At 59.5% G+C, this 12900-nt stretch carries 14 protein-coding genes; all 14 read left to right on the top strand.

What is annotated here, in order from left to right; genetic code table 11:
* The first annotated feature begins 33 nt into the window (after positions 1–33).
* The 14 genes from DTW89_RS03845 (at position 34) to DTW89_RS03785 (ending at position 12885) form a co-directional block, all read left to right on the top strand.
* Positions 34–378 carry a copper-binding protein gene (locus DTW89_RS03845; protein WP_024815634.1) on the top strand — a complete coding sequence of 115 codons (345 nt, stop codon included), beginning with the start codon at positions 34–36 and terminating at the stop codon, positions 376–378.
* Positions 379–467: 89 nt separating this feature from the next.
* On the top strand, positions 468–941 hold the full coding sequence (locus tag DTW89_RS03840) for a hypothetical protein (RefSeq protein WP_114654978.1): 474 nt from the start codon (positions 468–470) through the stop codon (positions 939–941).
* A gap of 25 nt (positions 942–966) precedes the next feature.
* On the top strand, positions 967–1251 hold the full coding sequence (locus DTW89_RS03835) for a DUF2933 domain-containing protein (RefSeq protein WP_011804758.1): 285 nt from the start codon (positions 967–969) through the stop codon (positions 1249–1251).
* Positions 1248–1916 carry a methyltransferase family protein gene (locus DTW89_RS03830; RefSeq protein WP_013722309.1) on the top strand — a complete coding sequence of 223 codons (669 nt, stop codon included), beginning with the start codon at positions 1248–1250 and terminating at the stop codon, positions 1914–1916. Before DTW89_RS03835 ends, DTW89_RS03830 begins: the two co-directional genes overlap by 4 nt.
* 50 nt (positions 1917–1966) lie before the next feature.
* Positions 1967–2260 carry a heavy-metal-associated domain-containing protein gene (locus DTW89_RS03825; RefSeq protein WP_013722308.1) on the top strand — a complete coding sequence of 98 codons (294 nt, stop codon included), beginning with the start codon at positions 1967–1969 and terminating at the stop codon, positions 2258–2260.
* A gap of 84 nt (positions 2261–2344) precedes the next feature.
* Positions 2345–2596: a DUF2933 domain-containing protein gene (locus tag DTW89_RS03820; RefSeq protein WP_114654959.1), complete on the top strand. Its 252-nt coding sequence runs from the start codon at positions 2345–2347 to the stop codon at positions 2594–2596.
* A gap of 3 nt (positions 2597–2599) precedes the next feature.
* Entirely contained in the window at positions 2600–4933 is a 2334-nt protein-coding gene (locus tag DTW89_RS03815) for a heavy metal translocating P-type ATPase (RefSeq protein ID WP_114654958.1), read from the top strand.
* A gap of 20 nt (positions 4934–4953) precedes the next feature.
* Positions 4954–6792, top strand: a complete 1839-nt coding sequence (locus DTW89_RS03810; protein ID WP_114654977.1) for a DUF3141 domain-containing protein — start codon at positions 4954–4956, stop codon at positions 6790–6792.
* A 105-nt stretch (positions 6793–6897) separates the two neighbouring features.
* Entirely contained in the window at positions 6898–7944 is a 1047-nt protein-coding gene (locus DTW89_RS03805; protein WP_114654957.1) for a YVTN family beta-propeller repeat protein, read from the top strand.
* Between the two features lie 325 nt (positions 7945–8269).
* Positions 8270–8407, top strand: a complete 138-nt coding sequence (locus DTW89_RS19480; protein WP_162150971.1) for a hypothetical protein — start codon at positions 8270–8272, stop codon at positions 8405–8407.
* Positions 8404–9684 carry an MgtC/SapB family protein gene (locus DTW89_RS03800; protein WP_114654956.1) on the top strand — a complete coding sequence of 427 codons (1281 nt, stop codon included), beginning with the start codon at positions 8404–8406 and terminating at the stop codon, positions 9682–9684. Before DTW89_RS19480 ends, DTW89_RS03800 begins: the two co-directional genes overlap by 4 nt.
* 56 nt (positions 9685–9740) lie before the next feature.
* Positions 9741–10004, top strand: a complete 264-nt coding sequence (locus tag DTW89_RS03795) for a DUF2789 family protein (protein WP_114654955.1) — start codon at positions 9741–9743, stop codon at positions 10002–10004.
* Positions 10001–11275 carry a TolC family protein gene (locus DTW89_RS03790; RefSeq protein ID WP_114654954.1) on the top strand — a complete coding sequence of 425 codons (1275 nt, stop codon included), beginning with the start codon at positions 10001–10003 and terminating at the stop codon, positions 11273–11275. The genes DTW89_RS03795 and DTW89_RS03790 overlap by 4 nt, the downstream gene beginning before the upstream one ends.
* Entirely contained in the window at positions 11272–12885 is a 1614-nt protein-coding gene (locus DTW89_RS03785; protein ID WP_024815540.1) for an efflux RND transporter periplasmic adaptor subunit, read from the top strand. Before DTW89_RS03790 ends, DTW89_RS03785 begins: the two co-directional genes overlap by 4 nt.
* Positions 12886–12900 lie beyond the last annotated feature (15 nt).

The following is a 12900-nucleotide window of genomic DNA, read 5'->3' as shown; positions in this document are numbered from 1 at the left end:
CCCACTCTTTTTGCTCTCAGTCGTGAGGAAATCATGAACACCATCAAGAACATTCTTGCCATCTCCGCTCTTGCCATGGGCACATTCATGCCCATGGGCAGTTTCGCCCAGACCATGATGGACCACGGCAAGATGGATATGTCCCAAGCATCGGCATCCATGACCGACGGCGAGATCAAGAAGGTCGATCAGGCCACTGGCAAGGTCACCATCAAGCACGCAGAAATCAAGCACATGGACATGCCCGGCATGACTATGGTGTTCACCGCAAAAGACAAGAGTCTGCTGGGCAAGGTGAAGCCCGGCGACAAGGTCAAGTTCATGGTCGTCAACGAGGGCGGGAAGATGGTTGTCACTGACATTCAGCCCGCTCAGTGAGAACACGCTGCTCGGGCGTGCTGTGTCGTCGCGGACGTATGGGTTGAATGCTGACTGCGACGGTTTTTCACCGGAAGAAGGAGAACACTATGTCAAAAATTCGCCATACCCTGGTTGGTCTCTGTGTCGCGTCGCTCTCACTGAGCGTGATGGCGCAAACCGCCGATGAGCACAAGGCCCATCACCCTGCAGGAAGCACATCGCCTGCGTCCACCCAAATGAAGGCGGCCGCGAAGCCAACGGGTGCGGGGCAGATGGCTGGAATGGCCAAGATGGACGAGCACATGAAAGCCATGCAAGCGATGCACGAAAAGATGATGGCGGCCAAAACGCTGGAAGAGCGGCAGGCGCTCATGGACGAGCACATGAAGCTGATGCAGGACGGTATGGGAATGATGCAGCAGATGGGCGCTGGCATGCGGGGCATGGGTGGCATGCAAGGTAGTGTGGACATGCCCGCCAACATGGCCGAGCGTCAACAGATGATGGAAAAGCGCATGGAAATGATGGAGTCCATGATGCAGATGATGCTGGACCGTCTGCCTGCCTCGATGACCAGGTAACGCATCCACCGAATTGGAAGTCACCATGAACCATCAACACGACGGGCACGAGTCGCCCCCCAGCTTCTGGAGTTCTCGCTATGCCATCGGCCTCGTGGTGATAGGCGGCGTGGCGGCATATTTCCTGTTGACCGAACACCTCGCGCATGTCGTCGGGGCACTGCCTTTTCTCTTGCTCCTAGCCTGCCCGCTGATGCATATCTTCATGCACGGCGGACACGGCGGACACGGCGGACATGGCGGACATGGCCAGAGCAAGCCTGATGCCAAGAAAACTACCGAATCACGCAATGAAGGGGATTCACGATGAACCATACCGAATCCGCTTATGGCCTGTGGTCGCTGGTCATCATCAATTCAGCGATCTTCATCATGTTTGCGTTCAGCTTTTTCAAGCCTGCGACGGCACGTGACTGGAGGACGTTTGGCGCATTTGCAGCCTTCATCGTTGCTTTGTTCGTGGAGATGTATGGCTTCCCGTTGACGATTTATCTGCTGTCGGGCTGGCTGCAAACCAAGTTCCCTAATCTGGATCTGCTCTCTCACACATCGGGTCACCTGTGGTCTACCCTCTTGGGCGAAAAGGGCGACCCGCATTTTGGCGTGCTGCACATCGCCAGCTACGTTTTTCTGGGCTTTGGTTTCTACCTGCTGTCCACCGCGTGGAATGTGCTGTACCACGCTCAGCGTCACCAGTCGCTCGCTACGGCAGGCCCCTATGCACGCATTCGCCATCCGCAGTACGTGGCTTTCGTGATGATTCTGCTGGGCTTCCTGCTGCAGTGGCCCACGTTGCTGACCTTGGTCATGTTCCCTGTCTTGCTCTTGATGTACGGGCGTCTGGCCATCACCGAAGAGAACGAAATGCGCAGGCAATTCGGTGCTGCGTACGACACCTACGCCCAGCGAACACCCCGGTTTATCCCTCGCATTGGCAAGGCCCAGTCGACGACTGACTCGGTGTCAAAAAAATGATCTGGATTTTCCCGCCGGCGGTACACGTTTCATTTTTGGGAGTTTGAAATATGAAAACGATTGATCTGCAAGTTGAGGGCATGAGCTGTGGCTCATGCGTCAAGCACGTCACGCAGGCATTGCAGCCGCTGCCGGGGGTTCGCGGGGTAGAGGTCGATCTCCCGTCTGGCCGTGTCCGGGTGAGTGGGGAGCTGGCGCAGGGCAGCGCTCCTTTGCTGAGGGCCTTAACCGATGCGGGCTACCCCGCAAAGCTGGCCACAGATGCGGCCATTTCTACTGGAACCTCGCAGCCTAAAGCCTCGGGCTGCCACGGCGGCGGCACGGGAGGCTGTGGTTGCCGATAACGGCCACGGCATTTGATTTCGGATTGTCTGGCCGGGCGACTCCGAGCCCCGCACTTTTGTTGGCCACTCTGAAGGAGCAACGCCATGGATCAGCCTGACAACGACTCTCATTCGCCTTCGTTCTGGCGCCGTCCAGCCGGCATGGCGCTGGCTACGGCTGCCTTGATCGCCGGTTTTTACCTGCTGCGAGAGCACTGGGGTCATGTTTTGGGCTATTGGCCCTACCTGTTGCTCCTCGCCTGTCCGCTGATGCACCTGATGCACGGCCACGGCGGCCATGGTGGGCATGGCAACCATGCGCAGACACCCCGGCGCACCAATAACGACAAGGAATAAGCAATGGACATGCATGCACACCATCATCACGGCAGTCACCCTCCAGCCGAGCCAGCCCCGCCATCGGAGCTGAAGGATCCGGTGTGCGGCATGACCGTCACGGAGCAGTCTGAACACAAATTGACGCACGAAGGTCGGCCCTATTATTTCTGTAGCGCCAAGTGCCAAGGAAAGTTCGCGGCAAACCCACTGCAGTACCTTGTACCTACAGCACCCGCGGACACCGCGCCAGAGCCTGCCGGCACCATCTATACGTGCCCCATGCACCCCGAGGTGCGGCAGGATCATCCTGGCACCTGTCCCAAGTGCGGTATGACATTGGAGCCCATCATTCCGCTGGACGAGGAAGACAACCATGAGTTGAAGGATTTTCAGCGCCGCTTCTGGTGGACGCTGCCCTTTACGGTCATCGTCACCGTTCTTGCCATGTTCGGCCACCGCCTCGGGTGGTTTGACATGAAGGTGCAAACCTGGGTTGAGCTGGTGCTGTCCTTACCTGTCGTGTTGTGGACGGGTTGGCCCTTCTTCGTACGCGGTTGGCAGTCCGTTGTCCATCGCAGCCCCAACATGTGGACCTTGATCGCTCTGGGAACGGGCGCGGCCTTTCTCTACAGCCTCGTGGCCACCGTGGCGCCGGGCGTTTTCCCGGATTCGTTCATCTCCCTGGGGCGTGTGGCGGTCTACTACGAGGCGACAGTGGTCATCATCTCGCTGACCATGTTGGGTCAGATCATCGAGTTGAAGGCCCGTTCGCAAACTTCTGCAGCGATCAAGGCGCTGCTCGGTTTGGCACCCAAGACGGCACGTCGCGTCAATGCGGACGGCAGCGAAGAAGACGTACCGCTGAGCAATGTTCACGTCGGTGACCTGTTGCGCATCCGCCCCGGCGAGAAAGTGCCGGTCGATGGCGTTGTGACCGAAGGCAGCAGTGCGGTCGATGAATCCATGCTGACCGGTGAGCCTGTACCGGTGACCAAGCGCCTTGGTGACAAGGTGATTGGGGCCACGATGAACACCAGTGGTGCCTTGGTGATGCGCTCCGAGAAAGTCGGTGCGGCCACCATGCTGTCGCAGATTGTTCAGATGGTGGCCAATGCCCAGCGCTCGAAGGCTCCCATGCAGCGCATGGCGGATGTGGTCGCCGGCAAATTTGTGGTCGTGGTGGTGCTCATCGCCATTGCCACCTTCTTTGTCTGGGGGCTGTTCGGTCCGGAACCCAGCTGGGTGTTTGGCTTGATCAACGCAGTGGCCGTGCTGATCATCGCGTGCCCCTGTGCGCTGGGACTGGCCACGCCGATGTCGGTGATGGTGGCCACAGGGCGTGCCGCGACACAGGGAGTACTGTTCCGCGATGCTGGCGCCATCGAAAAAATGCGCGAGGTGAACACGCTGATTGTGGACAAGACAGGAACGCTGACCGAAGGTAAACCCGCCTTCGACACCGCAGTTGCCGCCCCCGGCTATACCGCGGACGAAGTGTTGCGCCTGGCCGCCAGCCTGGACCAAGGCAGCGAACATCCCCTGGCCGAGGCCATCGTTAGTGCAGCACGTGCCAAGGGCCTGGAACTGATCAAGCCGCTTGATTTCGAGTCCGGCAGCGGCATAGGCGTGCGCGGCATGATCGATGGCAAGCATCTGGTGTTGGGCAACACCGCATTGATGCAGCAGGAGGGCGTGGCCACTGATGCGCTCAAGATCGATGGCGAGCGTCTGCGCAGTGAAGGCGCCAGCGTGATGCATCTGGCCGTGGACAGACAACTGGCTGGAATCTTGGCCGTGACCGATCCCATCAAGGCCACCACGCTTGAAGCTATCAAAACATTGCACGCCAGCGGCTTGCGCATCGTGATGGCGACTGGCGATGGTCTGACCACCGCCAAGGCCGTGGGTGCCAAACTGGGAATCGATGAGGTGCATGGCGAAGTCAAGCCCGCCGACAAACTGGCGCTTGTGGAGCGGCTCCAGAAAGAGGGCCACATTGTCGCGATGGCCGGCGATGGTATCAACGATGCGCCTGCGTTGGCCAAGGCCGATGTCGGCGTGGCCATGGGTACGGGAACCGATGTGGCCATGAACAGCGGCCAGGTCACGCTGGTCAAAGGCGACTTGCGCGGCATCACCGCGGCGCGTGACATCTCTACTGACACTGTCCGAAACATGCGCCAGAACCTCCTGTTCGCCTTCCTCTACAACGGCCTCGGGGTGCCGATCGCGGCAGGCGTGCTGTACCCGTTCACTGGTTGGTTGTTGTCACCGCTGATCGCGGCACTGGCCATGAGCCTGAGCTCGGCCTCGGTGATATTCAATGCGCTGCGTTTGCGGCGCGGAAAAAGATGACCCCGTAGTTCGGAGGAATGATGAAAACCCCCACGTCACCACAAAAACCTCGGACCTCTCAACGCACCACGGCGGGGGGTAAGGAAGCAGCGGTGCAAGGGACGCACCGCCAGGCAGAGGATCTACCACCGACCGTCTTGGATCATTCCGAGGAGTTGTTGAAGCCTGCGCCACAGGATGCGTCCAGTGGCATGAAAAGAGCAGCTAAAGCACCTTCGGCGCAGGACTATTTCGATTACCAGCGTGATTTCTTCGAACGCACCATTCTGTTCTGGGACACGCTTCGCCAGCGCGCGAACAACATGCTGGAGCACGAGCGAGCCGGATTGCCGCCGCTTCTGGACTTCAAGTATGAAACGCTGTTGGACGCGCGCAGCTTCGAACGGTCCGTCAACTATGCACTGCTACGCATCACGGAAATCGACGGGCATTGCTGGGACGACTGCGTCGACTCTGACAAACCGCCGGTCATCATCGTAGATCCACGCGCCGGCCATGGCCCCGGCATTGGCGGCTTCAAGCGCGACTCCGAAGTCGGGATGGCCATGCGCGAAGGCCATCCGGTTTATTTCGTGATTTTCTTTCCAGAGCCGGCTCTGGGGCAAACCCTGGCAGACGTTTTGCATGTGCTGCGGCGTTTCGTCGAAGAGGTTGCAGTACGCCATCCTGGCAATCCTCCTGTGCTTTATGGCAACTGCCAGGCCGGGTGGGCGGTGGCGCTGCTGTCCGCAGACTGCGCCGGTCTGGTCGGACCGGTGGTGCTCAATGGCTCTCCTTTGTCGTATTGGGCGGGCGAGTCCGGTGTCAATCCGATGCGTCTTTCCGGAGGACTCCTTGGCGGCAGCTGGTTGGCGCATCTGACGGCCGACCTGGGCAATGGCCGCTTCGACGGGGCCTGGCTGGCGCAGAATTTTGAGAGCCTCAAGCCCGAAAAGGCGATTTGGGAGAAGTACGCCCAACTCTTCACCAACGTTGACAGTGAGCAGGGGCGCTTTCTGGAGTTCGAACGCTGGTGGACCGGGTTTTATTTCCTGAGCCGAGAAGAGATCCTCGCGATCGTTGAGAACCTGTTCATTGGTAACCAACTTGAGCAGGGCCTTTTCCAGATTTGCCAGGGTTGCACTGCTGACCTGAGGCGGATCAGGAATCCAATCGTCATCTTTGCCTCTTACGGCGACAACATCACGCCACCGCACCAGGCGCTTGGGTGGATCCCCGCTGTCTATAGTGACACCGATGATCTCAAGCGGGCAGGGCAGCGCATCGTTTACCTCACGAACCCGCATGTCGGCCATCTCGGCATTTTTGTCTCTGCTGGGGTGGCTCGTCTGGAGCACCGGGCGATCCTGGAGAGCCTGGCTGAGATTGAGGCGCTGGCACCGGGCCTCTATGAGATGAAGATCGACAACCCGTCCGGGAGCCTGGACTGCCATAAGCCCTCCTACAGCATTCGCTTTGAATCCCGTCAGGTTGAAGACTTGAAAACGGATTACCCGCAAGAAGCCTTTGAGCGGGTGAAACAGGTCTCGACATTCAATGAGGCGCTTTACCGGGCATTTGTCAGTCCCTGGGCACAAGCGTTCTCCACGCCCTGGACAGCCGAAGTGCTTAAGTGGCTCCATCCAATGCGCAGCAGTAGGTATTTGTTTTCAGAAGCATTTAGTCCGTGGATGAAAGGGGTCAGTCTGTTGGCCGAACCCCTCGCCAGGAGCCGACAGCCGCTTGTGCAGCATCACCCATTGATCGAGCGTGAGCGTGAAGCTGCAGAACAAGTAACTCATGCGCTGGGACGACTGCGTGAAGGCCGCGACGCTGCGGTTGAGCAAGCGTTTCGTCTGATTTTTCAACGCCCTGGCTAGTTTTTATGCGTCCTGGACATGATGGAAAAAACGGTGACGGCAATACTGGACACCCAAAGCAGACGTAACCCTGTTCTAGGTGCCATTTCTCAGCAAGGATTGATCATGATGATAAGAAAATGCAACTGGCTTTCGGCAGCGGTCCAGGTCGGTCTGCTGGCCTGGTCTGGAACCACGTTGGCTGCCGAACAGGTATATGTGGCCAATGAAGGCGCTGACACGGTCAGCGTCCTCGATGCGGCATCGTTGAAAACGCTGACGAACGTGCGCGTCGGCAAGATGCCTCACAACGTGCAAGTGTCGCCCGACGGCAAGCTCGCATGGTTGACCAACAACGGCGAGCCTGACCAGGCAGCCGACGTTTCTGCGCACAAGGGCATGGCCCAAGGCGACCACGATGCGATGGGAAAACCGGGCGCGATCTGGGCCATCGACACCGCGACCAACATGGTCGTCGCCAAGGTGCGGGTGGGTATGCACCCCGCCCATGTGGTGGTGTCACCAGACGGCCGCCTTGCCTATGTCACCAATGGCGGCGACAACACGGTCACCGTGATCGACACAGCGGCGCGGAGCCACGTGGCGACGATTCCGGTCGGCCAGTTTCCCCATGGTCTTCGGTTCAGCCCGGATGGCAAGGAGGTCTACGTCGCCAATCTCAAGGGTGGCACGGTATCTGTCATCGACACCGCCAGCCAGAAGGAGGTTGCGCAGGTGCCGGCTGGCAAGGGTCCGGCCCAGACTGGCTTCACGCCAGACGGCCGTTTGGCATTTGCCTCGTTGTCCGGCGAAAACGCTATAGCCGTGATCGACCCAGCAACACGCAAGGTGATTCGCAAGGTTGCGGTAGGAACGGTGCCGATCCAGTTGTACGCCACGCCTGACTCGCGCACGCTCCTGGTGGCCAACCAGGGTACGCGCAAGATGGCGGGCAAGACCGTCAGCATGATTGACCTGGAGACTTTCAAGGTCGTCAAGACAGTCGTAACTGGCGCTGGTGCTCATGGCGTGGTCGTTGATCGTGAAGGGCGGTACGCCTATGTGACGAACATCTACGCCAATTCGGTTTCCATGCTTGACGTGAAAGATCGCAGGGTAACGAAGACCGTTCCTGTCGGTAAGGCACCCAACGGCATCAGCGTGACGCCTTGAGTGGGGCCCGTCGCCTACACCGGTACGTACCGGTACACAAGAATGTAGAACCAGCCTGCGCCAGCCTTTTGTTGTCTTGACTGGTATTTATGCAACACCGCAGCGCCGGCCCATGAAGCCATCAAACGCGCCAACCTTCATCGGCGGCCGGTATGCCATGCCCCCAGGAAGCGCATGACAGAAATGTAATTTTTGAAACATCTTTCCGTCAGCCTTGGGCCCGCAAAATACATAACACGCATTCACACAAGGTAGGCGGATGCCAACGCAAAGTACAATAACCTGAAATTCAGTGACCGAGGGTCTGATGCAACGTGAGGAATTTATGCTGAACGTGGATTGGACCGAAGTGGTGGCGCTGTTCAATGTCGACTCGCGTTATGCCTGCAGTGTGGTCGTTGCGCCTGTCATACGCAAGATCGTGCCTGCGACTACGCAGGCCGCCAACGGAGCGCATCGATGAACGGCTACGAACTCCCCCCGGGCGCACCGGGCTTGGTTGCCGCGCTTGCTGTCGGTCTGGTGATTGGCCTGGAGCGCGGCTGGCACGATCGCGAATTGCCGGAGGGTGGACGTGTTGCAGGCCTGCGTACCTTTGCACTGACCGGACTGCTCGGTGGTGTGCTTGGACATCTGCAGCCAGATTTCGGCGCTTGGCCTTTGCTGGGTGCGCTGCTCGGACTCGCCCTGCTGCTGACGGTGTCCTACGCCCGTAACGCCAAACTGTCGGGTAACCTGAGTGCCACTACCCCGGTGGCGATGCTTCTCACTCTGGTCCTGGGTGCCTTTGCGGCACACGGCAACATCACCTTGGCGTTGTCGGCAGCAGTGGTTGGCGCTGTGTTGCTGGATCTCAAGCCGACCTTGCACGGTTGGTTGCGTTTGATCGATCACCGCGAATTGACTGCATCGCTGCAACTGCTGGTGTTGTCCATGGTCATCCTGCCTTACCTGCCCAATACGGGCCTCGGGCCCTATGCCGCGCTCAATCCGTACCAGCTGTGGTGGGCAGTCATCCTGATTGCGGGCCTGTCGCTGACGGGTCACTTTGCCATGCGGATCACCGGCGCGCAAAGGGGTGTGCTGTGGACCGGGATCCTGGGAGGACTGGCATCTTCCACCGCAACCACGTTGGCTTTGGCTCGCTACGCACGCGAGCAGCCTTCGCTGACAGGCGCGGCGGTAGCCGGCACGTTGGCATCCTGTGGCGTCATGTTTTTTCGCATGGTCGTTCTGCTGGGTGTCATCCAGCCGGCGCTGCTGTCCACCTTCGGCAGCGCCCTGGTGGTCACTGGCGTGGCACTGCTGTGTATTGCGCTATGGGGGTGGCGCAAGTTGGACCGCACTGTAGTGGGGGAGGGCGCTGTCGGCGCGATGGCGCCATTCGACCTTGGCACCGCGCTTGGCTTTGGTGTGCTGCTCGCTGTCATGAGCGTCCTGGTGCCCGCGGCAAAGCAGTGGCTGGACACCAGCGGCCTCTATGTGCTGTCGGCGGTTTCTGGCCTGGCGGACGTGGATGCGATCTTGATCTCGCTCGCTCGGCTGCATGGTGCCGGGGGATTGTCCACGGTCGCCACCGTCACGGCGCTCGGTCTCGCGACGCTGGCAAACATGGTGGCCAAGGTCGGCATCGCCTGGACGACGGGTGGAGCGCAGGTCGGTAAATCGGTTGTTTTCGGCTACCTGGGCGCGATGGCGTCGGGAGTGGTCGTATTGGTATTAAGCTTGACGTTTTCGTGAGCGTCCACCGGCCACGTCTTCAGAATTTTTGTATTTAAACAATAGGGACCACCGCTATGGAAAAGTCATTTCATCGCTTCTCTGAACTATTTGCCCAACTCGGCCTGCGCATGGACGCGGCAGGCATTAGGGAGTTCTTGGAGGAGCACGCTCCACTGCCGCCCGATGTGCTGCCGCCCGATGTGCTGCTGGCCGATGCCCCATTCTGGACGCCAGCTCAGGCGACTCTGTTGCGCGAAGAGCTTCTGGAAGATGCGGACTGGGTCGAAGTAATTGACCGGTTGAATGCCGCCTTGCGTGCACCCAAGGGGCGGTCATGATGCCTATGAGGAATCGTCTGTCGTTGGGGGTAGTCGTGGTGTCTCTGGCGCTGAGCTCGATGGTTCACGCGCAGGAGGCCAAGCTGGGATCGAGTGTCGAAGGGTTGCTGCAAGCGGCCAGGGAGCGAAACCCCGAAATCGCCAGCATGCGTTTTGATGCGGATGCGGCAGCAGAGCGCGTCGCGCCTGCGGGCGCCTTGCCGGACCCCAAACTCCGCACCGAATTGCGTGACATCACGCGCATGGGAGAACAAAACCCCACGCTATTGCCAGGGCGCGTCGGAAGCACCCGCTACGTGCTGATGCAGGATTTTCCCTGGATGGGCAAACGCGGTCTGAAGCGTGAGGTGGCTGAGTCACAAGCACAAGCTGCGAGAAGCCGTGCAGCAGGCGCCTGGGTTGAACTGGCTGGCAAGATCAAGACGACTTATGCCGAGCTCTATTACCTGGACCAGAACGATCGCTTGTCGCGGGAAATTCTCGACCTGATGGCGCAATTGGAAAAAGTCGCGCAGGTCCGCTATGCGGGCGGGCTTGCTGCGCAACAGGATGTGATCCGTGCGCAGGTGGAGCAGACCACAATGCGCAACGAACTGATTGCACTGGACGCTGAGCGTCTCCAACTCCAGTCCAAGTTGAATGCGCTCGTGGGGCGTCCGACCTCGGAGATTTTGGCTGCACCCGAGCAGATCCGCGCCTTGCCGTCGCCGGAGCAAGTCAGCTTCGCAGCGCTGGAAGGGCGCGCCCGGATGAATAATCCGCTGCTGCGCACGGAAGAGTCCCAGATCAGGGCGGCCGAGAAGAACCGCGAGCTGACCTACAAGAATCGCTATCCCGACTTCAACGTCGGTATCTCTCCGATTCAGTACCGAGGCTCGATCAAAGAGTGGGAGCTGATGGTCGAGTTGAATATTCCCCTGCAGCAAGATTCGCGGCGCGCCCAGGAGCGGGAGTCCGAGGCCATGTTGGCCGCTGCACGCTCACGCCAGGAAGACGTCACGAATCAAGTCCTGGCAGACCTTTACGCCAACGTGGCAGGTTTTGAGTCCGCCCGGCGCTCTCTGGCGTTAACGACCGAAAGTCTCTTGCCGCAGTCGGAGTTGACCTTCCGCTCTGCGCTGGCTGGGTACCAGACGGGCAAGGTGGATTTTGCGACCTTGCTGGACGCGCAGCGCCAGATTCGTCAGTCCATACTGAATCAGATCAAAGCCGGCGTGGAAGCGCAGAAGCGGCTTGCCGAAATTGAACGCATCGTGGGAGAAGAACAATGACAACAGGTTTCAAGGCCGGCGTATTCCTGGCTATCGTCGCCGCAGGGTTGGCGGCGGGTGGTGGCTATTGGATGGGACAGCGCCAATCAGAAGCCCGCAGTGGTGACCAGACTGCGTCGCAGGGCGCCTCTGCCGGTCCTACCAAGAAGGAGCGCAAGGTACTTTTTTACCGTAACCCGATGGGGTTGCCCGACACATCTCCCACACCGAAAAAAGATCCAATGGGGATGGACTACATCGCGGTCTACGAGGGAGAGCAGGAAGAAGCAGAAACCAACTCCAATCAAATTCGCATCAGCACCGAAAAGATTCAGAAACTTGGCGTTCGCACCGAGGCGGTGAGTCTTCGCTCTCTGGACAAGGTAGTGCGTGCCGCCGGACGCATTGAACCAGACGAGCGCCAGACCTTCACCATTGCTGCCAAATTTGAGGGCTATGTTGAGCGTCTGCATGCCAACGTTACCGGGCAGACGGTGAACAAGGGGCAGCCACTCTTCGAGGTATATAGCCCCGAACTGGTGTCTGCTCAGCGCGAGTACGCCATCGCGGCACAGGGTGTTGACGCGTTGAAGGATGCCTCTGGTGAGGCACAGCGTGGCATGCGTGAGCTGGCCGACTCCAGCCTGGCGCGGCTTCGCAATTGGGATATCTCGGACGAGCAGGTCAAGACCTTGGCCAAATCCGGCGACGCACGCCGCACGCTGACATTTCGCTCACCAGTGGCAGGGATCATCACCGACAAGAAGGCCATCCAAGGTATGCGATTCATGCCGGGCGAAATGCTCTACCAAGTCGCCAACCTGTCCTCGGTCTGGGTCATCGCCGATGTCTTCGAGCAAGACATCGGCTTGGTCAAGTCGGGGGGCAAGGCCAAGGTGCAAATCAATGCCTACCCAGACAAGGTGTTCCAGGGGACAGTCAGCTATGTGTATCCCACCCTGAAGCCTGAAACCCGAACGGTGCAGGTGCGCGTGGACTTGTCGAACACGGGTGGCTTGCTCAAGCCTGGCATGTTTGCCCAGGTGGAACTTCCGACCGCCAGCAAGGGGGCGGTTTTGACGGTGCCGACTTCGGCCGTGATTGACAGCGGCACGCGCCAGATCGTCCTGGTGCAGCTCAAGGAGGGACGATTCGAACCCCGCGATGTCAAAGTGGGCGCACGCAGCGACGACCGCATTGAAGTCACCGAGGGCGTTCGCGAGGGTGAGCAGGTGGTCATCGCTGCCAATTTCCTGATCGATGCAGAAGCCAACCTCAAGGCGGCCGTGGGCGGCTTTGGGCACTCCTCACATGGAGCTAAGTCGGAAGCACAAGGCACCCCTGATGCGAGCAAGCCCGCTGCCGCCGTCGGGCACCAAGGTGAGGGCAGGGTGGAGGAGTCTGATGCGAAGGCCGGCACGGTGACCATTGCCCATGGTCCCATACCCTCCCTCAAATGGCCCGCAATGTCCATGGAGTTCAAGGTCTCCAACAACGGGCTGATGACGGGCTTGCAACCTGGCACAGCGGTGGTCTTCGAGTTCGTTGAGCGTGGACAGGGTGAATGGGTGGTCACCTCCGTGAAACCCGTGGGCAAAGCGGCGGCCACTCCGCACGCCGGCCATAACTGATCTTCAGGGAACAAC

Source organism: Acidovorax sp. BoFeN1 (assembly GCF_003345135.1).
Lineage (GTDB): Bacteria > Pseudomonadota > Gammaproteobacteria > Burkholderiales > Burkholderiaceae_C > Acidovorax > Acidovorax defluvii.
Note: the sequence above shows the minus strand (reverse complement) of the source record. Positions and strands in the feature narration are given on the sequence as shown.